At 65.8% G+C, this 22,212-nt stretch carries 24 protein-coding genes; 15 read left to right on the forward strand and 9 right to left on the reverse strand.

The genetic code is table 11. The features are described from left to right. Positions 1-154: 154 nt before the first annotated feature. The 3 genes from ACWIGM_RS23430 (at position 155) to ACWIGM_RS23440 (ending at position 3,278) form a co-directional block, all read left to right on the forward strand. On the forward strand, positions 155-1,270 hold the full coding sequence (locus ACWIGM_RS23430; protein ID WP_454028375.1) for a TRAP transporter substrate-binding protein: 1,116 nt from the start codon (positions 155-157) through the stop codon (positions 1,268-1,270). An 89-nt stretch (positions 1,271-1,359) separates the two neighbouring features. Next, the gene (locus ACWIGM_RS23435) at positions 1,360-1,950 is read left to right on the forward strand and encodes a TRAP transporter small permease subunit (RefSeq protein ID WP_454028376.1); all 591 of its coding nucleotides are present in this window, start codon (positions 1,360-1,362) and stop codon (positions 1,948-1,950) included. Between the two features lie 8 nt (positions 1,951-1,958). Next, entirely contained in the window at positions 1,959-3,278 is a 1,320-nt protein-coding gene (locus tag ACWIGM_RS23440; protein WP_454028753.1) for a TRAP transporter large permease, read from the forward strand. A gap of 4 nt (positions 3,279-3,282) precedes the next feature. Here the strand turns inward: ACWIGM_RS23440 and ACWIGM_RS23445 are convergent, their stop codons facing one another. Next, positions 3,283-3,810 carry a hypothetical protein gene (locus ACWIGM_RS23445; protein ID WP_454028377.1) on the reverse strand — a complete coding sequence of 176 codons (528 nt, stop codon included), beginning with the start codon at positions 3,808-3,810 and terminating at the stop codon, positions 3,283-3,285. Between the two features lie 199 nt (positions 3,811-4,009). Here ACWIGM_RS23445 and ACWIGM_RS23450 point away from each other — a divergent pair, with 199 nt between their 5' ends. Next, positions 4,010-4,318, forward strand: coding sequence for a hypothetical protein (locus tag ACWIGM_RS23450; protein WP_454028378.1), 309 nt, complete (start codon positions 4,010-4,012; stop codon positions 4,316-4,318). An 83-nt stretch (positions 4,319-4,401) separates the two neighbouring features. Here the strand turns inward: ACWIGM_RS23450 and ACWIGM_RS23455 are convergent, their stop codons facing one another. Next, complete coding sequence (locus ACWIGM_RS23455) at positions 4,402-5,826, reverse strand: M20 family metallopeptidase (protein ID WP_454028379.1); 1,425 nt, start codon at positions 5,824-5,826, stop codon at positions 4,402-4,404. Between the two features lie 143 nt (positions 5,827-5,969). Between ACWIGM_RS23455 and ACWIGM_RS23460 the strand changes: the two genes are divergently transcribed. Together ACWIGM_RS23460 and ACWIGM_RS23465 are read left to right on the forward strand one after the other, a co-directional pair. After that, positions 5,970-7,124 (forward strand): glycosyltransferase family 4 protein, encoded by a 1,155-nt coding sequence (locus tag ACWIGM_RS23460; RefSeq protein WP_454028380.1) that lies wholly within the window; start codon positions 5,970-5,972, stop codon positions 7,122-7,124. Beyond that, positions 7,121-7,783, forward strand: a complete 663-nt coding sequence (locus ACWIGM_RS23465; RefSeq protein ID WP_454028381.1) for a class I SAM-dependent methyltransferase — start codon at positions 7,121-7,123, stop codon at positions 7,781-7,783. Before ACWIGM_RS23460 ends, ACWIGM_RS23465 begins: the two co-directional genes overlap by 4 nt. A gap of 26 nt (positions 7,784-7,809) precedes the next feature. Here the strand turns inward: ACWIGM_RS23465 and ACWIGM_RS23470 are convergent, their stop codons facing one another. The 4 genes from ACWIGM_RS23470 to ACWIGM_RS23485 form a co-directional block, all read right to left on the reverse strand. Continuing rightward, positions 7,810-8,025, reverse strand: coding sequence for a DUF1059 domain-containing protein (locus ACWIGM_RS23470; RefSeq protein WP_454028382.1), 216 nt, complete (start codon positions 8,023-8,025; stop codon positions 7,810-7,812). Positions 8,026-8,308: 283 nt separating this feature from the next. Further along, positions 8,309-8,584: a hypothetical protein gene (locus ACWIGM_RS23475; RefSeq protein ID WP_454028383.1), complete on the reverse strand. Its 276-nt coding sequence runs from the start codon at positions 8,582-8,584 to the stop codon at positions 8,309-8,311. Between the two features lie 106 nt (positions 8,585-8,690). Beyond that, complete coding sequence (locus tag ACWIGM_RS23480) at positions 8,691-9,758, reverse strand: patatin-like phospholipase family protein (RefSeq protein WP_454028384.1); 1,068 nt, start codon at positions 9,756-9,758, stop codon at positions 8,691-8,693. Continuing rightward, positions 9,755-10,540: a 3-hydroxybutyrate dehydrogenase gene (locus ACWIGM_RS23485; protein ID WP_454028385.1), complete on the reverse strand. Its 786-nt coding sequence runs from the start codon at positions 10,538-10,540 to the stop codon at positions 9,755-9,757. The genes ACWIGM_RS23480 and ACWIGM_RS23485 overlap by 4 nt, the downstream gene beginning before the upstream one ends. A 115-nt stretch (positions 10,541-10,655) precedes the next feature. Between ACWIGM_RS23485 and ACWIGM_RS23490 the strand changes: the two genes are divergently transcribed. The 3 genes from ACWIGM_RS23490 (at position 10,656) to ACWIGM_RS23500 (ending at position 14,677) form a co-directional block, all read left to right on the forward strand. Further along, complete coding sequence (locus ACWIGM_RS23490; protein ID WP_454028386.1) at positions 10,656-11,189, forward strand: transcriptional repressor; 534 nt, start codon at positions 10,656-10,658, stop codon at positions 11,187-11,189. 67 nt (positions 11,190-11,256) lie between these two features. Further along, positions 11,257-12,534, forward strand: coding sequence for a flavodoxin-dependent (E)-4-hydroxy-3-methylbut-2-enyl-diphosphate synthase (gene ispG / locus ACWIGM_RS23495; protein ID WP_454028387.1), 1,278 nt, complete (start codon positions 11,257-11,259; stop codon positions 12,532-12,534). Between the two features lie 157 nt (positions 12,535-12,691). Beyond that, positions 12,692-14,677 carry a potassium transporter Kup gene (locus ACWIGM_RS23500; RefSeq protein WP_454028388.1) on the forward strand — a complete coding sequence of 662 codons (1,986 nt, stop codon included), beginning with the start codon at positions 12,692-12,694 and terminating at the stop codon, positions 14,675-14,677. Positions 14,678-14,681: 4 nt separating this feature from the next. Here ACWIGM_RS23500 and ACWIGM_RS23505 read toward each other — a convergent pair whose 3' ends face one another. Beyond that, positions 14,682-15,635: a polyprenyl synthetase family protein gene (locus ACWIGM_RS23505; RefSeq protein ID WP_454028389.1), complete on the reverse strand. Its 954-nt coding sequence runs from the start codon at positions 15,633-15,635 to the stop codon at positions 14,682-14,684. An 88-nt stretch (positions 15,636-15,723) separates the two neighbouring features. Here ACWIGM_RS23505 and mtgA point away from each other — a divergent pair, with 88 nt between their 5' ends. After that, the gene (gene mtgA / locus ACWIGM_RS23510) at positions 15,724-16,488 is read left to right on the forward strand and encodes a monofunctional biosynthetic peptidoglycan transglycosylase (protein ID WP_454028390.1); all 765 of its coding nucleotides are present in this window, start codon (positions 15,724-15,726) and stop codon (positions 16,486-16,488) included. A gap of 90 nt (positions 16,489-16,578) precedes the next feature. Then, complete coding sequence (gene rpmF / locus ACWIGM_RS23515) at positions 16,579-16,764, forward strand: 50S ribosomal protein L32 (RefSeq protein WP_057189713.1); 186 nt, start codon at positions 16,579-16,581, stop codon at positions 16,762-16,764. An 80-nt stretch (positions 16,765-16,844) separates the two neighbouring features. On the opposite strand, the gene ACWIGM_RS23520 is transcribed toward rpmF, so the two are convergent. Continuing rightward, the gene (locus tag ACWIGM_RS23520; RefSeq protein ID WP_454028391.1) at positions 16,845-17,060 is read right to left on the reverse strand and encodes a hypothetical protein; all 216 of its coding nucleotides are present in this window, start codon (positions 17,058-17,060) and stop codon (positions 16,845-16,847) included. Positions 17,061-17,227: 167 nt separating this feature from the next. Between ACWIGM_RS23520 and ACWIGM_RS23525 the strand changes: the two genes are divergently transcribed. Further along, positions 17,228-18,913, forward strand: a complete 1,686-nt coding sequence (locus ACWIGM_RS23525; protein ID WP_454028392.1) for an EAL domain-containing protein — start codon at positions 17,228-17,230, stop codon at positions 18,911-18,913. A 54-nt stretch (positions 18,914-18,967) separates the two neighbouring features. Here the strand turns inward: ACWIGM_RS23525 and phaR are convergent, their stop codons facing one another. Further along, positions 18,968-19,549: a polyhydroxyalkanoate synthesis repressor PhaR gene (gene phaR, locus ACWIGM_RS23530; RefSeq protein ID WP_454028393.1), complete on the reverse strand. Its 582-nt coding sequence runs from the start codon at positions 19,547-19,549 to the stop codon at positions 18,968-18,970. A gap of 252 nt (positions 19,550-19,801) precedes the next feature. Here phaR and ACWIGM_RS23535 point away from each other — a divergent pair, with 252 nt between their 5' ends. Genes ACWIGM_RS23535 through phbB form a run of 3 tightly spaced genes read left to right on the forward strand, consistent with a single transcriptional unit; the run spans position 19,802 to position 21,975 of the window. After that, the gene (locus ACWIGM_RS23535) at positions 19,802-20,980 is read left to right on the forward strand and encodes an acetyl-CoA C-acetyltransferase (protein ID WP_454028394.1); all 1,179 of its coding nucleotides are present in this window, start codon (positions 19,802-19,804) and stop codon (positions 20,978-20,980) included. A gap of 13 nt (positions 20,981-20,993) precedes the next feature. Beyond that, on the forward strand, positions 20,994-21,209 hold the full coding sequence (locus ACWIGM_RS23540) for a DUF1737 domain-containing protein (protein WP_454028395.1): 216 nt from the start codon (positions 20,994-20,996) through the stop codon (positions 21,207-21,209). A gap of 40 nt (positions 21,210-21,249) precedes the next feature. Next, the gene (gene phbB / locus ACWIGM_RS23545; RefSeq protein ID WP_454028396.1) at positions 21,250-21,975 is read left to right on the forward strand and encodes an acetoacetyl-CoA reductase; all 726 of its coding nucleotides are present in this window, start codon (positions 21,250-21,252) and stop codon (positions 21,973-21,975) included. The last annotated feature ends 237 nt before the right edge of the window (positions 21,976-22,212 follow it).

Consider the following 22,212-nt stretch of genomic DNA (forward strand, 5'->3'; position numbering starts at 1 on the left):
ATGGGAACAGCACGCGCTTCGCGTGCAACTAAAGTGCTACAACCTTCCGACTTGCCATCTCCCCGCGTCGCCGAAACGTTGAAGGCTGGCGGCCGATAGAGCCGCAAACAATGCTCGCCGGCCTCAACGGCGCCATTTCTCTGGGGAGAGAACCATGACGTCCGAAGCGACGAAGACGCGCGCCAACAGGCGCAATTTCCTGAAAGTGGCCGGACTTGCAGGCGCCGCCGCCATTGCGATGCCGCAGGTCAGCCGGGCGCAGACCGTGACCTGGAAGTTTCAGTCGACCTGGCCGACCAAAGACATCTTCCATGAGTTCGCCGGCGATTTCGCCAAACGCATCAACGACATGTCCGGCGGACGGTTGAAGATCGACGTGCTCGCTGCCGGCGCGGTGGTGCCGGCCTTCCAGATGCAGGACGCGGTCGCGGCCGGCATCCTCGACGGCGGCCACGGCGTCTCGGCCTATTGGTACGGCAAGAACAAGGCGTTCTCGCTGTTCGGCACGCCGCCGGCCCTGGGCTGGGACGCCACCAACTTCCTCGGCTGGATGAACCATGGCGGCGGCTACGATCTCTACAACGACCTCGTCCAGAACCAGCTCAAGCTCAATCTGGTCGGCTTCTTTTCCGGGCCGATGCCGTGCCAGCCGCTCGGCTGGTTCAAGAAGGAGCTGAAGACCGCCGATGACTTCAAGGGCCTGAAATACCGCACTGTCGGCCTCGCCGCCGATCTGATGCGCGAGATGGGCGCGGCGGTCACCATCCTCGCCGGCGGCGAAATCGTGCCGGCGCTGGAGCGCGGCGTCATCGACGGCGCCGAGTTCAACAATCCGTCCTCGGATTCGATCCTCGGCTTCCAGGACGTTGCCAAGGTCTACATGCTGCAGAGCTACCACCAGGCGGCGGAGAGCTTCGAATTGCTCTTCAACAAGACCAAGTTCGACGCGCTCTCGCCCGAGCAGAAGGCGATCGTGAAGTACGCAGCCGAGTCCGCCTCCTCCGACATGATCTGGAAGGCGCTCGATCGCTATTCCAAGGATCTCGAGATGCTGCGGGGCAAGGGCGTCAATGTGGTCGCGACGCCCGAAGCGATCCTGAAGGCGCAGCTCGCCGCCTGGGACAAGGTGCTGGAGAAGCTCGGCGCCGAGAACGCCTTCTTCAAGAAGGTGGTCGACAGCCAGAAGGACTGGGTCAAGCGCACCGTGTCCTATCAGCGCGTCAACGAGCCTTCGCGCGATCTCGCCTTCAACCACTTCTTCAAGACCTAAGGACCGCCGCCTTTGTGGAGTCGCGCCCGCCATCCCCCGGGATGGCGGGCGTTCCTTGCCAATCTCGGAACAGCAGGCAGCGGACGCGGATGAAACTGATCCTCGCGATCGACAAGCTCAACACCGCCATCGGCAAGCTCGCCGGCTGGACGATCCTGATCCTGACGCTGGCGATCAGCTACGAGGTCTTCTCGCGCTATGCGCTGCGGGCGCCGACCGAATGGGCCTTCGACGTCAGCTATATCCTCTACGGCACGCTGTTCATGCTGGCCGGGCCTTACGCGCTCGCCCGCAATGCGCATGTGCGCGGCGATTTCCTCTACCGTGAATGGAGCCCGCGCACGCAAGCCAAGCTCGATCTTGCGCTCTACTTCCTGTTCTTCTTCCCCGGCATCATTGCGCTCGCCTGGGCTGGCTACAAATTCGCGGCCTTCTCCTGGATGATCAAGGAGCACTCCTCGAACTCGCCGAGCGGCCCGCCGCTCTACCATTTCAAGACGCTGATTCCGATCGCCGGCGTGCTGATGACGGTGCAGGGACTGGCCGAGGTAGCGCGCTGCGCCGTCTGCCTACGCACCGGCGAATGGCCGCCGCGGCTGCACGATGTCGAGGAAACCGAGAAGCTCATTCTCGAACAGGCTGCCGCCCAAGGCGCGCCGGATGCGGGGAAGACGGTCTGATGCTGGGCATGGGCAATCCGGAACTGGGCGTGGTGATGCTCGTCCTGTTCATCTTCTTCATTATGCTCGGCTTCCCGATCGCCTTCACGCTGATGGCGCTGGGCGTCGGCTTCGGCTACTGGGCGATGGGCGACACCGTGTTCAGCCTCGTGGTCCAGCGCACCTATTCGGTGATGGCCAACGACGTCCTGGTCTCGATCCCGCTCTTCATCTTCATGGGCTACATCATCGAGCGGGCGAACATCCTCGACAGGCTGTTCCACTCGATCCAGCTCGCGCTCGGTAACGTTCCAGGCTCTCTCGCCATTGCCACATTGGCGACCTGCGCGATCTTCGCGACGGCGACCGGAATCGTCGGGGCGGTGGTAACGCTGATGGGGCTGCTCGCCTTCCCGGCGATGCTGCGGGCCGGCTACGACGTCAAGCTCTCGGCCGGCGTGGTCTGTGCCGGTGGCTGCCTCGGCATCCTGATTCCGCCTTCGGTGATGCTGATCCTCTACGGCGCGACCGCCGGCGTCTCGGTGCCGAAGCTCTATGCCGGCGCGCTCTTCCCCGGCCTGCTGCTGGCGGGGCTTTACATGCTCTATGTGCTGATCCGCTGCTGGCTCAACCCGGCATTGGCGCCGAAGCTGCCGAAGGAGCAGACCGACGTTCCGTGGACGAGCGTGCTCTGGGCGCTCGTCACCAGCTTCTTCCCGCTCACCATCCTGATCATGTCGGTGCTGGGCTGCATCTTCTTCGGCCTGGCGACACCGACCGAGGCGGCCGCCGTCGGCTCGCTCGGCAGCCTGATCCTCGCCGCCGCCTATCGCTCGCTCTCCTTCGGCAAGGTCAAGGAATCGGTGATCCTGACGGCGCGGACCTCGGCCATGGTGTGCTGGCTCTTCGTCGGCTCGTTCATCTTCTCGTCGATCTTCGCCATCCTTGGCGGTCACGAGCCGATCAAGAACCTGGTCACGGCGCTCAACCTGTCGCCGACCATGTTCCTGATCGTGGCGCAGCTGATCATCTTCGTGCTCGGCTGGCCGCTGGAATGGACCGAGATCATCGTGATCTTCGTGCCGATCTTCCTGCCGCTGCTCGAGTTCTTCAAGATCGATCCGCTGTTCTTCGGCATTCTGATTGCCCTGAACATCCAGACCTCGTTCCTGTCGCCGCCGGTGGCGATGGCGCCGTTCTACCTGAAGGGCATCGCGCCGCCGCATGTCACCATCAACCAGATCTTCTCGGGCGTGATGCCGTTCCTCTGGATCGTGCTGGTGGCGATGGTCGTGGTCTACGTTTTCCCCGGCATCGCGCTCTGGCTGCCCAAATATCTCTACGGTTGAGGCCTCAATCCTCGGTGCGGGCGTCCTGGCCGCAACGGAAGCCCGCTGCCTTCTCGTCGGCGAGGCGACGGGCCGTCGCATTGGCGTCCGGCTTGCGGGCGTCGACACTGCCGATGATGCAGGAGGCAGCATCGGGCGCGAGCCGGTAGACGACGAGCCGGCTGCCGTCCAGCTTGCCGACGCTTGCGCCAGTAGCGTAGCGCACGATCGCCGCCTGCGGTCGCGCAGCTTTCGGTCCGCGCCATTCGATCGTCCTGCCAACCTCGAAGAAGGCGGCCTTGTCCGAGATCGTCTCCTGCAGCGCCTTGGCACCGAACTCGACCGCGGATGAATCGTCACCAGCAGTCCAGATCACCGTGAAGCCCGGCTTGCCCGGGCAGCGATGGATCGCGACCGGATCGCCATTGCCCTTGTCCTTGCGGCATTTGGCGTAGTCATGAGTCGTATAGCTGCTCGTCCACTGCTCGGCGTGCAGGGGCGCTGCGAGCAGGGTCGCAAAGCCGGTGGCCAGGGCTAGCCGTGCGATCGTCATGACGGGCCTTCTCCGTTGAGACAGGGTTGATCCGACGACATCCGGCACCTGCCGACAAGAGCTGCGAGCCAGCGCGGACACGGAACCTGACGGCATTTCGGGAATTTTTTATGCGAACCGCGCGATTCCGGCCCTGCGGCCGACAAGCCTGGTGCATGGCGAACCGTTCGCCACCCGGCTATCCAATCGGAGAACGAACATGACCCGTACCAAGAAGAGCTTCGCCGCCGCCCTTGCCGCCCTTGCGATCGGCGCTTCCGTTTTCGCCGCCTCTGATGCCGAGGCGCGCCCGCGCTATTATCGTGGCGCTGCGATCGGCGCCGGCGTCGTCGGTGCGCTTGCCCTCGGCGCCCTTGCCGCCGGCGCTGCCAGCGGTCCCGCCTACGGCTATTACGACGATGGCTACGCACCGGCCTATGCTCCGGTTCGCCGCTGCCACTTCGTCGATCGCGTCAACTATTACGGCGAGGTCATCGGCACCCGCCGCGTCTGCCGCACTTACGACTGAGCTTCTCCCAGGGCCTTCCTCCCCGGCCCGACATCCTGGCCCGCCGGTTCGCCCGGCGGGCTTTTTTGACGTCCGAGGGCTCCTCAGCCGCCGGTCGACATGGTCAGCGGGGGCTTCACCTCGGCGGGAACCGGCGAGGTATAGCCGCCATCGGCCGCGACGCGCTTCTGGAAATCGGCCTTGGCAGCGGCCATCAGCGCCGGGTCGGTCAGCACGGCAGCGCCGGTCGCCGCCATCGCCTTGGCGACCTGGACCATCGCCTTGTGCGCCGCCGGCATCTTGCCCTGTGCCACCACCTGCCAGGTGTGGAAGGGCGTGCCGATCGCGACGGTCGGCGCATGCGCCTGCACGGTCGGGACGACCCAGCTGACGTCGCCGACATCGGTCGAGCCGATCGCCGGGTTGCGCGGGGAGTCGAGCGGCACGGTGAAATCGGCGAGCTCGGCATCGGTCTTCTGCACGCCGATCGCGCGCCAGACAGCGGCGATGTCCTTCTGCGACAGGGTTGCGCGGATCTGGCGGGCGAATTCCTTGTCGGCGTCGTCGAAATGCGGCGGGCCGAGATCTTCCATGATGCCCTGCAGCGCCTGCTCCAGCGGGCCGTTGCCGACGACGTTGGAGACGGCGGAGACGATCTTCATCTCCATCGTGGTCTCGGTCATCAGCGCGGCGCCTTCGGCGATCTTCTTGACGCGGCCGACCAGCTCCAGCATCCCCGGCAGGTCGCGGGCGCGGATCGAATAGCGCACGCGGGCATGGGCCTGGACGACGTTGGGGGCGATGCCGCCGGTGTCGAGCAAGGCGTAATGGACGCGGGCGTCGCTCGGCATGTGCTCGCGCATATAGTTGACGCCGACGCTCATCAATTCGACGGCGTCGAGGGCGCTGCGGCCGAGCTCGGGCGAGGCGGCAGCATGTGAGGCGCGGCCGGTGAAGATGAAATCGGCGCGAGTATTGGCCAGCGAAAGCGGCGGGGTGACCTCCCAGAAGCTGCTCGGGTGCCAGGAGATGGCGATGTCGGCATCCTTGAAGGCGCCGGCGCGGACCATGAAGGCCTTGGCGGCGCCGCCTTCCTCGGCCGGGCAGCCATAATAGCGGACGCGGCCGGGCAGCTTGTTCTCGGCGAGCCAGTTCTTCATCGCGGTCGCAGCCAGCAGAGCGGCCGAGCCGAGCAGGTTGTGGCCGCAGCCATGGCCGTGGCCGCCGGTCTCGATCTCGCTGTGCTTGGCGACACCGGATTCCTGGCTGAGGCCGGGCAGGGCGTCATATTCGCCGAGGAAGGCGATGACCGGGCCGCCTTCGCCGGCCTCGCCGATCACCGCTGTCGGGATATCGGCGACGTTTTCGGTGATCCGGAAGCCCTGGTGCTGGAGCTCGGCGACATGCTCGGCGACCGAGCGCTTCTCGGTGTAGCAGACCTCGGGAATGGCCCAGACCCGGTCGCTGAGTTCGATGAAGCGCTCTTTGCTGGCGTCGACGTGACGCCAGAGGTCATTGCGATTGTCCATGTCTTGTCTCGCTGGAGAGGGAAGCCTCGCCTCCTTTTCGCAAGCGCATGGTCATGCGTCCAGCAACCGCAGGGCATGGCGGCCCTGCCTCATGGCTTTCTTATGCGCTTGCTTTTCGACGCGGCATCGGCCTGATGCGCGCCATGGCCCGCCATAAGCTGTTGTTCGTCGCCACCGAGGACTGGTTCTTCGCCTCGCATTTCCTGCCGATGGCGCGCGCCGCGGCGGAGATGGGGCTCGACGTCGCCGTGATTGCCAGGGAGCGCAATCATCGCAAGGCAATCGAGGCGACAGGCGCAAGGCTGATCGCGCTCGAGGCGGAGCGGCGCTCGCTCTCTCCGGTGGCGCTGGTCAAGCAGATCATCGCCCTGAAGCGCCTGATCGAGCGAGAGAAGCCCGACATCCTGCATTGCATCGCGCTGAAGCCGATCGCGCTCGCCGGTCTCGCCGGGCGCCTCGCCGGGGTCGAGCGGCGGGTTTATGCCCTGACCGGGCTCGGCTTCCTCGGCGCGCGCGAGGGCGCAGCTGCCGATGCGGTGCGGCTGGCGACGAAGCTTTGGCTGCGTGAAGCGATCGACGGGCCAAATGTCCGCTTCCTGTTCGAAAACCCCGACGATCCGCTGACGCTCGGGCTCGATCCTGCCGATGCCGGCAAGGTCGCGATCGTCGGCGGCGCCGGGGTCGATCCGCTGATCCTGATGCCCGAGCCGATGCTGCTGCAGCCGCCGCTCAAGGTCGCGCTCGTCGCCCGCATGCTCTGGTCGAAAGGCGTCGACCTTGCCGTCGAGGCGGTGACGCTGGCGCGCAAGCAGGGCGCGCGCGTCGAGCTCACCCTGCACGGTGCGCCGGACCCGTCCAACCCCAAGGCGGTGCCGGAGGCGACCTTGCGGGAATGGTCGGCGCGACCGGGTATCAACTGGGCCGGGCCGACGCGCGACATCGAGGATGTCTGGCGCAAGCACCATGTCTGCTGCCTGCCCTCGCGCGGTGGCGAGGGTCTGCCGCGGACCTTGCTGGAAGGCGCCGCCTGCGGGCGGGCGCTGCTGACCACCGACGTGCCAGGTTGCCGCTCCTTCGTCCGCACCGGCCAGGACGGATTCGTCGTGCCCGCCAACGACATCGCCGCGCTGGCGCAGGCACTGGTGACGCTGGCAGCCTCGCCCGGGCAGGTCGAGCGCATGGGGACGAGCGCCCGCGAGCGCCTGCTCGCGGGCTACACCGAGCGTGACGTGATGGACGGCGTCAAGGCGCTCTACCGCGCCCTGCTCGGCCAGCGGCAGGCGGATCTGGTCGCGTGAACGAGGCGGATGCGACGCTGGATCGGCTCGCCTTCATCCGGGCCCATACGCGGCTGTTGCCGGTGCCGCATGCGCCTGAGATTGCGCTCCATGTCGCTGAGGAGGCGACCGAGCTCTGGCAGAAGACCGAGGACGAGCTGGCGACGATCGGCCTGCCGCCGCCGTTCTGGGCCTTCGCCTGGGCCGGCGGGCAGGCGCTGGCGCGCTATATCCTCGACCATCCGGAGGTCGTGCGCGGTCGGCGTGTGCTCGATTTCGCCAGCGGCTCCGGCCTCGTCGCAATTGCCGCGGCCAAGGCAGGCGCGGCAGAGGTGATCGCAGCCGATATCGACGCCTTCGCCGCGGCCGCGATCGGGCTCAATGCGCAGGCGAATGGCGTCTCGATTGAAGCCTGGCTCGACGATCTGCTCGGCCTCGACCAGGGCTGGGACGTCATTCTCGCCGGCGACATCTGCTATGAGCGCGAATTGGCGGCGCAGGTGATCGGCTGGCTCTCAAGCCTGTCGCAGCGTGGCGCGACCGTGCTGATCGGCGATCCCGGCCGCAGCTATCTGCCGAAGGACCGGCTCGTCGAGGTGGTGACCTATCAGGTGCCGGTGACGCGCGCGCTGGAGGATGCCGAGATCAAGAAGAGCTCGGTCTGGAGATTGGCAGGCTAGGGGCGGTAGGCGGCGAAAGCTCCCGCTCAGGCGGCCCGGCTTGGCGCTGTCTCCGGGGGCATGCCGTCTTTGATGACGCTCCTGAGCATATCCCGCAATTCGGGCGTATCCTGATGCCCGTGAACCTTGACGGCATGCTGGACGGCCGCTTCCAGCAGTTCGCCCTCGGTATCGGCGCCGATCGCGATCGAGCAGTTCATCTCGCTCGGGAATTCACGGCAGTCGATGAATTTGCGTCCCATGGCATCCTCCCGATTGGAAGATCAGGTGCCCCTCACATCGAAGGGCTGCATGGCTTACAATACGCCCAGGCGCGGTTGCCGCAAAAGCGCTATGCAGCCGACAATGGCGGTGAGCGTGACTATTCGGTCTACTGGCGCCGTGATGTGGCGCGGGGAGGATGCCGGGATCAAGAAGAGATCGGTGTGGCGGCTGGCGAAAAGGGCGGCCGGCGGACAGCTTCTTTTATACGATGGATCGCAATGGGTCGGAAGCTGACTTTCTGAGTGATGGAGAAGACCTTGGTCAGCTTCTGGATGTAGCAGCCATTTCTCGACATTCTTGGAGAAACGCGATCATATCGTCCAATTTCTCTGACGGTAAAATGATCGGTGTGCCGTCCAAATTACCACCGCTGGAGTCGGAGGGCGAAGGCATCATAAAGACGACTTTCAATTCTCCCTTCAAGTGGACCATCAGAACCTGTAACCCCTGAGACACGCCAGGGCTGTGAAAGTATCGCTTGGCAATTGTTTCTGCGCTGTGGAGCGGGTTTAGAAGTTCCAATAAACGGCTGAACATTGTTTGGCTCCGCAACATGTGAGCCAGATTGTCACAATGTGCGGTGTTGTAAAACATGCCGCGTCGGCATCGGTAATAGGTCGGAAGCAGTCTCGTTTTTGTCCCCCTACGAAATCGCCTCCTTCAGATCCAACGTCCCCTGAGTCCCGATCGCATCGTAATTCCGCTTCAGCCAGCGCTTCGCCGCCGTGCGGCCGAGGTCGCGCAGGCTGAGCAGGAAATTCCATTCGGAGTTGAGGCGCGACGAGGAGGTCAGCTGCGCCAATGGCAGGCCGCCATCGATCCGGTGCATCAGCACGCGCTTGTAGTCGCCGGTCGAGAGCTTGCCGTCGTCGAGCAGGCGGTTGACGAAGTCGATGGCGCGCAGTTCGCGCAGGAGCGAGGCGTTGAAGGTGATCTCGTTGAGCCGGTCCTGGATGGCGCGGGCATTGGTCGGCAATTCGCGGCGTTCGAGCGGATTGATCTGGACCAAAAGAATGTCGTCGCCGGCCGCTTCGTAGAACAGCGGGAAGAGCGGTGGATTGCCCATATAGCCGCCGTCCCAATAGGGCTCGCCGCCGATCTCGACTGCCTGGAACAGCATCGGCAGGCAGGCGGACGCCATCAGATGGTCGGCGGTCAGCTCCTGGCGGGTGAAGATCTTGATCTTGCCGGTGCGGACATTAGTCGCCGAGATGAAGAGATTGACGTCGGCGCAGCCCTGGACCTTGTCGAAGTCGATCAGGTCGGCAATGACCCCGCGCAGCGGATTGATGTTGAGCGGGTTGACGTCATAGGGGCTCGCCACCTTCGAGAGCAGCTCGAACCAGATCAGCCCCGGCGGGCGCCCATCCGTCCAGGCGCCGAGCATGGTGTCGAGCAGCGAGCGCTCCGAGCCGCCATATTTGCCGTCGACGCTGATCCGGCGCCAGAAATTCTCCAGCGCGGTGCGGGCGCCGTCGATGCCGCCGTCGAGCCAGCCCTCGGTCAGCACCACCGCGTTCATCGCGCCGGCGCTGGCACCGGTGATCGCCTCGATGGCGATGCGGCCATCGGCCAGGATGGCGTCGAGCACGCCCCAGGTGAAAGCGCCATGCGCGCCGCCGCCCTGGAGCGCGAGGTTGACCGATTTCTCGGCCTTCGGCCCCGCCAGGCCCTTGACCTGCGGGACGCGGCTGCGCTTGCGGCCGGTCACGCGGCGGTCCAGCCGCCATCCATCGGCAGGGTCGTGCCGGTGATCGATTTCGCCGCATCGGTGCAGAGGAAGACCGCGAGCGCCGCGACCTGCTCGACGGTGACGAACTCCTTGGTCGGCTGGGCCAGCAGCAGCACGTCGTTGATGACCTGCTCCTTGGTCAGGCCGCGCGCCTTCATCGTGTCTGGGATCTGCTTTTCGACCAGCGGCGTCCAGACATAGCCCGGCGCGATCGCGTTGACGGTGATGCCGTTGGTCGCGACCTCCAGTGCCACCGTCTTGGTGAAGCCGGCGATGCCGTGCTTGGCCGAGACATAGGCCGACTTGAATGGCGAGGCGACGAAGGCGTGGGCGGATGCGGTGTTGATGATCCGACCCCAGCCCTTCGCCTTCATTTTCGGCAGGGCGGCGCGGGTGGTGTGGAAGGCCGAAGACAGGTTGATCGCGATGATCTGGTCCCATTTCTCGATCGGGAACTCGTCGACCGGCGCGACATGCTGGATGCCGGCATTGTTGACGAGGATGTCGATGGCGCCGAATTCCTTCTCGGCTTCGGCGACCATGGCGGCGATCTCGTCGGGCTTCATCATGTTGGCGGCGGAGTAGCGCGCCTTGACCTTGAAGTCCTTTTCGATGCCGGCGCGCTCCTTCTCGATCGCGTCTGCTTCGCCGAAGCCGTTGATCACGACATTGGCACCTTCGGCAGCGAGGGCGCGGGCGTAGGCGAGGCCGATGCCGGAGGTGGAGCCGGTGATAAGGGCGGTACGATCTTTGAGGAACATGCTGGCTCCTGACATTTGGCCTGAGAACGCTTAGCTTACCGGCGGAGGCTGGCATCGCGCCAGCGAGGGAGCGTCGGTCACCAGGACGGTGCCCGATGTGCTATTGCAACGCAACATGACGAAAATGCAGCCTGAAGGTCACGATCACGCTGATGGTCACGAGCATGGTCTCTGCCAGCATGCCCACGATCATTCGCGCCATGCCGCCGCCGGCCTCGCCCGTGCCGAGGCGGTCTGCCGCGAGCGCGGCCTGCGCCTGACGCCGATCCGGCGCAAGGCGCTGGAGGCACTCTACGCCGACCACAAGCCCGTCGGCGCCTATGATCTGGCCGACCGGATCTCGCCGCCGGGCGGGCGCCGGCTCGCGCCGATCTCGATCTACCGCGCGCTCGACTTCCTGGTCGAGCAGGGCTTCGTGCACCGCCTCAGCTCGCGCAACGCCTTCATCGCCTGCCCGCATGGCCATGGCGCCAACGAGGCGGTCGCCTTCCTGATCTGCGAAATCTGCGGCGGCGTCGACGAGGATGCCTCGCCAGCGATGCGGGCCGCGATCAAGGGCATGGCCGAGGGACTCCGCTTCCAGACCTCCTATCAGGTGGTCGAGATCGTCGGCCGCTGCGAGCATTGCCGCGGCGCCGGGACAGCTTGACGACCACCGGGCAACGGCGCAGTGCAGCCATGACGAGCCGTTGCCGGCGAAGGATCCGGATCATTCCATGAGCGAACAGCCGCTGACCTGCCTGCCCGAAGGGCCTGAAGCTGCGCCGGCACCGCGCAAGCGCACCGTGCCGGTGATGGTCGGCCATGTGCAGGTCGGAGGCGGCGCGCCGATCGTGGTGCAGTCGATGACCAATACCGACACCGCCGACATTCCGGCGACGGTCGGGCAGGTCGCTGCGCTGGCGCGGGCCGGTTCGGAGCTGGTGCGCATCACCGTCGACCGCGACGAGGCCGCCGCCGCCGTGCCGCATATCCGCGAGCGGCTCGACATCCTCGGCATCGACGTGCCGTTGATCGGCGATTTCCATTATATCGGCCACAAGCTGCTGAGCGACCATCCGGCTTGTGCGCAGGCGCTGGCGAAATACCGGATCAATCCCGGCAATGTCGGCTTCAAGGACAAGAAGGACAGACAGTTCGGCCAGATCGTCGAGCTTGCGATCAGGCACGGCAAGAGCGTGCGGATCGGCGCCAACTGGGGCTCGCTCGACCAGGAATTGCTGACCTCGCTGATGGACATCAACGCCGCTGCCCCGAAGCCGCTCGATGCGCGCGCGGTGATGCGCGAGGCGATGGTGCAGTCGGCCCTGCTCTCGGCCGAGCGCGCCGAGGAGATCGGCCTCGCCAAGGACAAGATCATCCTCTCGGCCAAGGTCTCCGGCGTGCAGGACCTGATTGCGGTCTACCGCATGCTCGCCGAGCGCGGCGACTATGCCATCCACCTCGGCCTGACCGAGGCCGGCATGGGCTCGAAGGGGCTCGTGGCGTCCTCGGCGGCGCTCGGCGTGCTGCTGCAGGACGGGATCGGTGACACCATCCGCTTCTCGCTGACGCCGGAGCCGGGCGGCGACCGCACGCTCGAGGTGAAAGCCTCGCAGGAATTGCTGCAGACCATGGGCTTCAGGGCCTTCGTGCCGCTGGTCGCGGCCTGCCCGGGCTGCGGACGGACGACCTCGACGGTGTTCCAGGAGCTGGCAATGGACATCCAGAGCTGGATCTCCACCTCCATGCCGGAGTGGAAGACGCGCTATCCCGGCATCGAGGCGCTCAACGTCGCGGTGATGGGCTGCATCGTCAACGGACCCGGCGAGTCCAAGCATGCCGATATCGGCATCTCGCTGCCGGGAACGGGCGAGGCGCCGACCGCGCCGGTCTTCGTCGACGGCAAGAAGGTGGCGACCCTGCGCGGGCCATCGATCGCGGCCGAGTTCAAGACGATGGTCGAGACTTACGTCGAGCGACGCTACGGCGCCCACGCTGCCGCTGCAGAATAGGCATGGGCGATTCAATCGTTTGAAGCGATTCACGGCACGCGTGGCGCGAAAGTGGCTGCCGCCAGCGTGGAACTGCTCTAGCGTCTTTGCCTGGACAGACATGCCGTGCTAGAGGCCCCGGCCTTTCGCTGCATTGCAGCACCCGCGGAGCGCCCTGATGGGTCATGACCAGCAGCACCCGCCGGCCTCCAAGCCGGATGGGGATCGCTTCGGGCTCGAAGAGCCGGCCGGCAACGGCCACTCCACGCAGAGTTACGCAGCATTGGCGCTTGGGGCGCTCGGCGTCGTCTATGGCGATATCGGCACCAGCCCGCTCTATGCGCTGCGCGAGACGATCCTGGCCGCGACCGGCGCGGCCGCTGGCGGGCATGGCGGCGGCGCCGAAGTCGTTCTGGCCGGCCCGCTGCCGCGCGCGGCGGTGATCGGTGTGCTCTCGCTGATCCTGTGGTCGCTCGTCTTCGTGGTGACGCTGAAATATGTCGTGCTGCTGCTGCGGGCCGACAACAATGGCGAGGGCGGCACGCTGACCCTGGTGGCGCTGGCGCAGCGGGCGCTCGGGCGCACCCGCGGCGGGATCGTACTCTTTCTCGGCATGGCCGGCGCAGCGCTGTTCTATGGCGACGCGGTGATCACGCCGGCGATCTCGGTGCTCTCCGCGGTCGAGGGACTGAAGCTGGTGACGCCGGTGTTCGACGACTACGTCATCACCATCGCCTCGGCGATCCTGATCGCGCTGTTCCTGGTGCAGAGCCGCGGCACCGGCAAGGTCGCCAATTTCTTCGGCCCGATCATGACGATCTGGTTCCTGACGCTGGCGGCCCTCGGCATCTACCATATCGCCGACGATCTCGGCGTCTTCGCCTCGATCAACCCCTATTACGGCGTCCGCTTCTTCATCGACCATCCTGGCCTTTCGCTGGCGGTGCTGGGCAGCGTTTGTCTCGCCGTGACCGGCGCCGAGGCCCTTTACGCCGATATGGGCCATTTCGGCCGTGGGCCGATCCGCAGCGCCTGGATCTTCCTGGTCTTCCCGGCGCTCTGGCTGAACTATCTCGGACAGGGTGCTCTGATCCTGTCCGATCCGACCACGATCGACAATCCGTTCTACAAGCTGGCGCCGCCGGCGCTGATCCTGCCGCTGGTGATCATGGCGACGCTCGCCACGATCATCGCCAGCCAGGCGGTGATCACCGGGGCCTATTCGCTGACCCGGCAGGCGATCCAGCTCGGCCTGCTGCCGCGCCTGGAAATCCGTCACACCTCCGAGCACACCTCAGGGCAGATCTACATCCCGCGCATCAACGTGCTGCTGCTGTTCACGGTGCTGCTGCTGGTCTGGACCTTCAAGACCTCGTCCAACCTGTCGCACGCCTATGGCATCTCGGTGTTCGGCGCGATGCTGGTCGATTCCTTGCTCGCCTTCATCGTGATCTGGAAAGGCTGGCGCTGGGGGGCGGTGGCCGCGGCGGCCGTGATTCTGCCCTTCCTGATCATCGACGTCGCCTTCTTCTCGGCGAACATGCTGAAGCTGCTCAGTGGCGGCTATGTGCCGGTGCTGTTCGCCTTCGCGCTGATCGTGCTGATGTGGACCTGGGTGCGCGGCACCAAGATTCTGTTCGACAAGACCCGCAAGACCGACGTGCCGTTGCTCGAGCTGGTCGGCATGCTGACCAAGAGCCCGCCTTATCGCGTCAAGGGCATGGCGGTGTTCCTGACCAGCGATCCGGAGACGGCGCCGGCCTCGCTGCTGCACAACCTCAAGCACAACAAGGTGCTGCACGAGCGCAATGTGATCCTGACCGTGCGTTCGGCCGATACGCCGCGCGTCGCCGAGAGCGAGCGCGTCCGGCTCTCGCGCATCACCGACGATTTCTGGCGTGTCGAGATGGTCTATGGCTACATGGAGAGCCCGAACGTGCCGAAGGGGCTGGCCATTCTGCGCAAGCAGGGCTTCAAGTTCGACATCATGTCGACCTCGTTCTTCCTGTCGCGCCGCTCGATCAAGGCCTCGCCGCAATCGGGCATGCCGATCTGGCAGGACAACCTCTATATCGGCCTGACCAAGAGCGCGACCGACGCCACCAACTTCTTCCAGATCCCGACCGGCCGCGTCGTCGAGGTTGGCACGCAGGTCACGGTCTGACGCGTCAACTCTTGCGCTGGGCGGTGAACTCGGCCGCCGCGCGCAGCATCGCCGCTTCCGGCCCCAAACCGACGAGCGCCGCGATCGCCTCGCCGCTAAGCCGATCGCGCTCGTGCTTGGCCGCGTCGAGCCCGAGCGTCGCGACGAGCGTCGCCTTGCCCTTGGCATCGTCCTTCGCCGTCGCCTTGCCCATCTGCTCGGGGCTCGCCTCGATGTCGAGGATATCGTCGGCGACCTGGAAGGCGGCGCCCAGCGCCTTGCCGTAGCGCTCCAGCGCGGCCATCCGCGTGGCATCCGCCTGGCCGAGGCGGCCGCCGATCAGGACGCTGCCGACGAGCAGCGCGCCGGTCTTCATCGCCTGCATCCGCCGGATCTGCACCTCGCTGAGCCTGCTGGGGGCGCCGTCGCCAGCGAAGCGCCCTTCGGCGGCAAGATCGAGCATCTGGCCGCCGACCATGCCGCCGAGCCCGAGCGCGCGGGCGAACAGCAGGATGATCGCGGCCCGCGTCTCGCCATCCGGATGCGTCCTTGGATCGGCGATCACGTCGAAGGCGAGCGTCAGCAGGCCGTCGCCGGCCAGGATCGCGGTGGCCTCGTCGAAGGCCCTGTGCACGGTCGGGCGGCCGCGGCGGGTGTCGTCGTCGTCCATGGCCGGCAGGTCGTCATGGACAAGGGAATAGCAATGCGCGAGCTCGACGGCGGCGCCGGCGCGCAATGCTTGCTTCACGGGGACGCCGAAGAGTTTCGCTGTCTCGACGACGAGGAAAGGGCGAAGGCGCTTGCCGCCACCGAGCGCGCCATGGCGCATCGCTGCGAGCAGGCGGTCGGGGCGATGGATTTCGCCGGCCTCGGATTTGTCCTGCAGCAGCGCCTCCAGCAGCGCCTCGATCGCCGCCGCCGTCTCGGACAGGGTGCTGGCCAGAGCCGCGGCGGGGGCAGTCCGTTCCACGGAACTCATCATCATTTCTCGCGTTGGCTGGCCGAAGTTTGGCGCGCGGGGCTTGCCGGAGGCGGCTGCGATCGTCAAGCGTGGGGGAATGACGCGCATGGCTGACAATCCGGCTCCGCGACGCGGAAGTCTCGCGGGACGGATCGTTCGTGCCCTGATCCGGTTGACGCTGGCGCTGATGCTCGTCTTCCTGGCCCTGCTGTTGCTCTATCGTTTCGTGCCGGCGCCTTCGACGTTGATGCTGGGGCGCTGGCTGACCTTTCGTACGGTCGAGCGCGACTGGGTGCCGCTGGCGCAGATCTCGCCGCACCTGATCCGCGCCGTGATCGCCTCGGAGGACCAGCGCTTCTGCTCGCATGCCGGCGTCGACTGGGGCGAGCTCAACGCCGTGCTGCAGGACGAGGACGGGCCGAGCCGCGGCGCTTCGACGCTGACCATGCAGACGGCCAAGAACCTCTTCCTCTGGCCGGGCCGCTCCTATCTGCGCAAGGGAATGGAGCTGCCGATGGCGCTGGCGATCGATCTCGCCTGGCCGAAGCGTCGCGTGATCGAGGTCTATCTCAACATCGCCGAATGGGGCGACGGCATATTCGGCGCGGAAGCCGCAGCCCAGCGCCATTTCGGCAAGCCGGCCTCGCGCTTGACGCCGGCGGAAGCCGCGCGCCTCGCCGGAGCGCTGCCGAACCCGATCCTGCGCAATCCGTCGCGGCCGAGCCGGGCCCTGCAAGCCGCCGCCGGGCGAGTTCAGCGGCGGATGAACCAGCTTGGGCCGCTTGGAAACTGTGCGCTTCCGACCGGTGCGAGCGCGCAGGCGCCATTTTTTCCGCAGCATGGTCTAGCCAGAGCGCGCATGAGCGTGTAAAGGCCAGCCCTCATCACGAATGTGACGTCGTCGCGACAGTGGTGCGGGTGAAATGCCCCGCCTCGCGCGAAGGCATGATGGAGAGTACCGATGGCCGTTCCGAAGAGAAAGACTTCGCCGTCGAAGCGCGGCATGCGCCGCTCGGCCGACGCGCTGAAGCAGCCGACCTATATCGAAGACAAGAACTCGGGCGAGCTGCGCCGTCCGCACCATATCGACCTGAAGTCCGGCATGTACCGCGGCCGTCAGGTGCTGAAGGCCAAGACCGAGGCCTGATGCTACGGGGCCCGTTCGGGCCTTCAAGTCTTCAAGACCGAAGAGCGCCGGCCGCAAGGCCGGCCTTTTTCGTTTGTGGGTCAGGCCGAACGCAGGAGTCTTCGGGGCAGGCCGCGGCTCGCGAGCCCTTCATAATAGCGGCGGGCACCGATGAATGGCGTTTCGCGGTCGCGGCGAGCGAAGGGGCCGATGCCGGCATGGCTGGCGGCGAGCTGGACAAGGAAGGCGGCGGAGACGCAGGTGCTGCGGTCCTCCTGGCGATCGAAGGCTGCCTCGGGCCGTTCTGGGTCGACCATCGTGCTGCTCCGGAACATCTGGGGGTTCGGGAGCCAATTCCTGCAATCCGGGCGCCGGCTTTAACCGGCCATTAATGCAAGTTCATGCATCGTTTCGGGACAATTTCCTGTGATCCCGCAACCAGAACGGGGCGGTTTGTCCACCCGTCGCCCGAGGCAGTCGCAAAATGCCTGCGCCGTCCCTGTTCGGTTCCCGCGACGAGAGGATCGTCGAGCCGCGCAGCCTGCTCTCCTCGATCGGTGAAGTCGCTTACAGCTGGGATATCGGCAGCGATACGCTGAGCTGGGGCCCGAATGCGGCCGAGGTGCTGGGACCGGTGCCGGTGGGAGTGCTGGAACGGGGCCTGTCCTTTGCCGGACTGGTCGAGCCCGGCAGCGGTCGCAGCCGCTATGATGCGATCTTCTCCTCGGGTGGCCACGATCTCGGTGACGGGGCGATCTATCGCACGCGCTACGCTGCTGATCTCGCGGGCCGCAAGATGTGGATCGAGGACGCCGGGCGCTGGTTCGCCGGCATCGATGGCCGCCCGGCGCGGGCGCGTGGCGTGCTCAGGCTCGAGCGCGCGGTGCGGCCTGACGAGCTCGCTTCGGCCGATACCGATCTCTGCGACCGCGATGTCCTGGTCGAGCGCGTCGACGAGGCTCTGGCTGAGCATCTGCCGGCGGAACGCCCCGTGGCCGTGCTGGTCGCGGCGATCGGCGAGCTTTCGCGCCTCAACGCCGATTTCGGTCACGAAGGCACTGAAGAAATCATCGAAGAGGTGCGGCAGCGCCTGCATTCGGTGATGCGCCGCCGTGACCAGTTGATGCACTATGCCGGCAATCGTTTCGCCATCCTGCTCGGCGGCTGCCCGGCGAACCAGATCGAGGCCGCGGCGCAACGCTTCATCAAGGCGGTAGCGCGCTCGGCGGTCGAGACCTCGCGCGGGATCGCGCTGACGCGCTTGCGCGTCGGCGCCGCCATCGCCCCGGATCTGTCCCGCCACGGCTCGGTGCTGGTCAAAGCCGCTGAGAACGCGCTCGCCGGAGCCGAGGCGAGAGCGCTCGACACGGCGGTGATCGCGCGCCGGCCAGCCGTCGCTGAAGCCGGCGGAGCTGTGCAGCGGCTCGATCTCGAAGCGGTTGCCGCGCTCAACGAGCGCAAGGTGAGGCTGGCCTTCCAGCCGGTGGTGACGGCGAAGGGCCGCGCGCTCGCCTTCAATGAGGCGCTGCTGCGGGTCGAGCGTCCGCAAGGCGGCTTCCTGGCGGCTGCAGAGCTGGTGCCCCTGCTCGAAAGACGAGGCCTGGTGAGCCTGTTCGATCATCGCGTGCTGGAGCTCGCGATGACGTATCTGGCGGACCAGCCGGAGGCCGTGCTCTCGATCAACGTATCGCCTCGCACATTGGCGGAGGCGGACTGGATCGACGGTTTCGAAGCCAGCGCCGGGGCACAGCCTGCCGCCGCGAAGCGCCTGATCGTTGAAGTCACCGAGACCGCGACGATCGAGGACCCGGCCCGAATGGCAAAACTGCTGACGCGGATCAAACAGCGGGGCGCTCGGGTCGCGATCGACGATTTCGGAGCGGGGCACACCTCGCTCAGGCACTTGCGCGCCTTCCCGATCGACATCCTCAAACTGGATGGCGCGTTCACGCAGAATCTGCGGCGCTCGACCGACGACCGCTTCTTCGTGCGCACCTTGCTGGAACTGGCCCATCATCTCGGGGTCGAGACAGTCGCCGAATGGGTTGACGACGAGCTGCAGGCCTCCATGCTCTGTGACTGGGGCGTCACCTATCTGCAGGGGCATCTGGTCGGCAAGGCCGAGCTATGGCTCACAGATGCCGCGGCACCTCTGCAGGCAACAGGCTGACGTCTTCTCGTCAGCCTGCCGCACCGCTGGCTGGTCGGCGCGGGCTGCGCCGCGTCACTTGTCCTTGGCCAGCCTGTCGAGCCGCTCGCGCATCTCGTTGAGCTCACGCTTGAGGTTGCTGAGCTCGCCGCTCTCGCCCTGAGCTGGAGCCGAAGCTTCGCCGCGGGCTTTCGTCGCGGCTGCCGCCGCGAACGGATTGAACAGCCGGAACGCCTCGGTGAACATCGCCATATTGGCGCGTGTCTGAGCCTGGAGTGCGTCGATGGCGCCGGTACCGAAGGCCTTGCTCATCTGCTCGCGGATCTTGTTCTGGTCCTGCGTCAGATTATCCATTGAGAATTCGAGGTAGCGCGGCACCAGGGCCTGCATGCTGTCGCCGTAGAAGCGGATCAGCTGGCGCAGGAAGGTGATCGGCAGGAGGTTCTGCCCGTCCTTGCTCTCTTCCTCGAAGATGATCTGGGCCAGCACCGAGCGGGTGATGTCCTCGCCGCTCTTGGCGTCGTAGACGACGAAATCCTCGCCCTTGCGTACCAGGCCGGCCAGATCCTCCAGCGTGACGTAGGAGCTCGTACCCGTGTGGTATAGCCGGCGGTTGGCGTACTTCTTGATGACAGTCGGTTCTTTGTCGCTGGCCATCGACACCCACGCGGCTTGTTGCGGCCATAACCCAGGGATCGGGCAAGGCCGGAGAACGGTCCCGAAAGGAACGATAACTCTTCGGCGGCCCGCTGCAAGTTTTTTGAGCGCAAGACGGGACTGCGCCGAGTTTGCCTCGAAGATGAGCTTGGTCGCTTAGCCGTCTTGACGGCGTCGTTTTGCGCTTCGAAGGTGGGCTGGACAAGCCGCCCGGCCGTGTGGCCGGCGGGAATGAACCGGAGGACGAGCCCCATGGCTGAGAATGACATCGTGATCGTCGGCGCCGCGCGCACGGCGGTCGGCGCCTTCAACGGGGCCTTCGCCAACACGCCGGCTCACGATCTCGGCGCGGCCGTGATCAAGGACGTCCTGAAGCGCGCCAAGGTCGAGGCCGGCGAGGTCGACGAGGTCATCCTCGGCCAGGTGCTGACCGCGGCGCAGGGCCAGAACCCGGCCCGCAAGGCCGCGGTCGACGCCGGCGTGCCGCAGGGCGCGACCGCCTGGGGCCTCAATCAGGTCTGCGGTTCCGGCCTGCGCGCGGTCGCGATCGGCATGCAGCAGATCGCCAATGGCGATGCCAACATCATCGTCGCTGGCGGCCAGGAATCGATGTCGCTCTCGGCCCATGCCGCCCATATGCGCGCGGGTACCAAGATGGGCGACGTCAAGTTCATCGACACGATGATCAAGGACGGTCTCTGGGACATCTTCCACGGCTACCATATGGGCACCACGGCCGAGAACGTCGCGACCAAATGGCAGATCAGCCGCGAAGAGCAGGACCGCTTCGCCGTCGGCTCGCAGAACAAGGCCGAGGCGGCCAGGAAGGCCGGCCGCTTCAAGGACGAGATCGCGCCGATCACGATCTCGACGCGCAAGGGCGACATCGTCGTCGACACCGACGAATACATCCGCGACGGCGCGACGCTGGAGGCGATGGCCAAGCTCAGGCCCGCCTTCTCGAAGGACGGCACCGTGACCGCCGGCAACGCCTCGGGCATCAATGATGGCGCCGCCGCGCTCGTGCTGATGACGGCAAAGGAAGCCAGCAAGCGCGGCCTGACCCCGCTCGCCCGCATCGCCTCCTGGGCGACGGCCGGCGTCGATCCGGCGATCATGGGCTCGGGCCCGATCCCGGCGACGCGCAAGGCGCTGGAGAAGGCCGGCTGGAAGGTCGGTGATCTCCAGCTCGTCGAGGCCAACGAGGCCTTCGCGGCGCAGGCGCTGGCGGTGAACAAGGATCTCGGCTGGGATCCCGAGATCGTCAACGTCAATGGCGGCGCGATCGCAATCGGCCATCCGATCGGGGCGTCCGGTGCGCGCGTGCTGGTGACATTGCTGCACGAAATGGCCAAGCGCGACGCCAAGAAGGGTCTCGCGACGCTCTGCATCGGCGGCGGCATGGGTATCGCTCTCGCCGTGGAACGCTGAGCCGCTTTCCGCCATGCCGAAACAGACCACGCTCTACCGCTATCTCACCGGCCCCGATGACGCCTCGTTCTGTCATCGGGTCTCGGAAGCGTTGAGCCGGGGCTGGATCCTCTATGGCCACCCAACGCTGACCTATGACGAGAAGGCCGGTCGCGTGATCTGTGGGCAGGCGATTATCAAGGATGTCGACCGGGCTTACGAGCCCGGTCTCGATCTCAGCAAAGAATAACGCGGCCTTCATAGCCGCGTCTAAGAGGGAGAAGACGACGATGGCTAAGGTTGCATTGGTGACGGGTGGTTCCCGCGGCATTGGGGAGGCGATCTCGAAAGGGTTGAAGGCCGCCGGCTACAACGTCGCGGCGAGCTATGCCGGCAATGACGAGGCTGCGGCCAAGTTCACCCAGGAGACCGGCATCAAGACCTATAAATGGGACGTCTCGAACTATGAGGCTTGCGTCGCCGGCATCGCCAAGGTCGAGGCCGAGCTCGGGCCGGTCGATGTGCTCGTCAACAATGCCGGCATCACCCGCGACGGCATGTTCCACAAGATGACCAAGGAACAGTGGGACGCCGTCATCAACACCAACCTCAACTCGCTCTTCAACATGACCCGTCCGGTCTGGGAAGGCATGCGTTCGCGTAAGTTCGGCCGCGTCATCTGCATCTCGTCGATCAATGGCCAGAAGGGCCAGATGGGCCAGGTCAACTACTCCGCCGCCAAGGCCGGCGACATCGGTTTCGTCAAGGCGCTCGCGCAGGAAGGCGCGCGGGCCGGCATCACGGTGAACGCGATCTGCCCCGGCTACATCGCGACCGAGATGGTCAAGGCGATCGACCCGGCGGTGATCGAGAAGTCGATCCTGCCGCACATTCCGGTCGGGCGCCTCGGTGAGCCCGAGGAGATCGCGCGGGCGGTGGTGTTCCTGGCCAGCGACGATGCCGGCTTTATCACCGGCTCGACGCTTTCCGCCAATGGCGGGCAGTTCATGGCCTGAAGCTATCAAGGCCGCCACGCCGCATGCGGCGTGGCGGCCAGCGCAATCTGGCTGTGCTTTTCCGGCTTCATATTTCAAATGCGTGCAATCCGGCTATGTGCCGGGCGCAATTCGAGTTAGGCCGAGCCAGGATTGAGGCAGGCTTAAAAATTTAAATATTCCAGAGTCTTCCCCGTATTGTGGGATCTCGTGCGGCCTGAGTCCGTTAATTCTCCTTTAATCATCTCGTCGAAACTT

The organism is Allobosea sp. NPDC055332, assembly GCF_053645455.1.

Coding starts and splice junctions, on each gene's coding strand:
- ACWIGM_RS23445 (WP_454028377.1), bottom strand. CDS start 3,810: ATGACGATCGCACGGCTAGCCCTGGCCACCGGCTTTGCGACCCTGCTC.
- ACWIGM_RS23460 (WP_454028380.1), top strand. CDS start 5,970: ATGGCCCGCCATAAGCTGTTGTTCGTCGCCACCGAGGACTGGTTCTTC.
- ACWIGM_RS23455 (WP_454028379.1), bottom strand. CDS start 5,826: ATGGACAATCGCAATGACCTCTGGCGTCACGTCGACGCCAGCAAAGAG.
- ACWIGM_RS23505 (WP_454028389.1), bottom strand. CDS start 15,635: ATGAGTTCCGTGGAACGGACTGCCCCCGCCGCGGCTCTGGCCAGCACC.
- ACWIGM_RS23430 (WP_454028375.1), top strand. CDS start 155: ATGACGTCCGAAGCGACGAAGACGCGCGCCAACAGGCGCAATTTCCTG.
- ACWIGM_RS23520 (WP_454028391.1), bottom strand. CDS start 17,060: ATGGTCGACCCAGAACGGCCCGAGGCAGCCTTCGATCGCCAGGAGGAC.
- ACWIGM_RS23500 (WP_454028388.1), top strand. CDS start 12,692: ATGGGTCATGACCAGCAGCACCCGCCGGCCTCCAAGCCGGATGGGGAT.
- phbB (WP_454028396.1), top strand. CDS start 21,250: ATGGCTAAGGTTGCATTGGTGACGGGTGGTTCCCGCGGCATTGGGGAG.
- ispG (WP_454028387.1), top strand. CDS start 11,257: ATGAGCGAACAGCCGCTGACCTGCCTGCCCGAAGGGCCTGAAGCTGCG.
- mtgA (WP_454028390.1), top strand. CDS start 15,724: ATGGCTGACAATCCGGCTCCGCGACGCGGAAGTCTCGCGGGACGGATC.
- ACWIGM_RS23540 (WP_454028395.1), top strand. CDS start 20,994: ATGCCGAAACAGACCACGCTCTACCGCTATCTCACCGGCCCCGATGAC.
- ACWIGM_RS23470 (WP_454028382.1), bottom strand. CDS start 8,025: ATGGGACGCAAATTCATCGACTGCCGTGAATTCCCGAGCGAGATGAAC.
- phaR (WP_454028393.1), bottom strand. CDS start 19,549: ATGGCCAGCGACAAAGAACCGACTGTCATCAAGAAGTACGCCAACCGC.
- ACWIGM_RS23475 (WP_454028383.1), bottom strand. CDS start 8,584: ATGTTCAGCCGTTTATTGGAACTTCTAAACCCGCTCCACAGCGCAGAA.
- rpmF (WP_057189713.1), top strand. CDS start 16,579: ATGGCCGTTCCGAAGAGAAAGACTTCGCCGTCGAAGCGCGGCATGCGC.
- ACWIGM_RS23490 (WP_454028386.1), top strand. CDS start 10,656: ATGACGAAAATGCAGCCTGAAGGTCACGATCACGCTGATGGTCACGAG.
- ACWIGM_RS23525 (WP_454028392.1), top strand. CDS start 17,228: ATGCCTGCGCCGTCCCTGTTCGGTTCCCGCGACGAGAGGATCGTCGAG.
- ACWIGM_RS23535 (WP_454028394.1), top strand. CDS start 19,802: ATGGCTGAGAATGACATCGTGATCGTCGGCGCCGCGCGCACGGCGGTC.
- ACWIGM_RS23440 (WP_454028753.1), top strand. CDS start 1,959: ATGGGCAATCCGGAACTGGGCGTGGTGATGCTCGTCCTGTTCATCTTC.
- ACWIGM_RS23450 (WP_454028378.1), top strand. CDS start 4,010: ATGACCCGTACCAAGAAGAGCTTCGCCGCCGCCCTTGCCGCCCTTGCG.
- ACWIGM_RS23485 (WP_454028385.1), bottom strand. CDS start 10,540: ATGTTCCTCAAAGATCGTACCGCCCTTATCACCGGCTCCACCTCCGGC.
- ACWIGM_RS23435 (WP_454028376.1), top strand. CDS start 1,360: ATGAAACTGATCCTCGCGATCGACAAGCTCAACACCGCCATCGGCAAG.